1 protein-coding gene is annotated in these 230 nt (G+C 41.7%); it reads right to left on the reverse strand.

Annotated features, from left to right (window positions below; all coding sequences use genetic code 11):
- The coding region (locus EOC06_RS39460) for an FtsW/RodA/SpoVE family cell cycle protein (protein WP_164899121.1) at positions 1–230 on the reverse strand (230 nt) is incomplete at both ends.

Raw genomic sequence — 230 nt, forward strand, 5'->3', positions numbered from 1 at the left:
GAGATAAACAATCACCGACAGCTTAACAAATTCCGCAGGCTGCAGGCTTGCAGTTCCAAGCTTATACCAGCTTTGTGCATTTCCTGCCACATGACCAAGAACAAAAACACCGAAAAGACCAATTAACGATATAAAAACCATGGGAACGAGAAATCTATTGCTCATAAATGCCTTATAAGGAAAAAGGGCGACAACAATAAAGGCCACTCCTGCCACAAGCAAGTTAAGAA

Source organism: Mesorhizobium sp. M7A.F.Ca.MR.362.00.0.0 (assembly GCF_004023175.1).
Classification (GTDB): domain Bacteria; phylum Pseudomonadota; class Alphaproteobacteria; order Rhizobiales; family Rhizobiaceae; genus Mesorhizobium.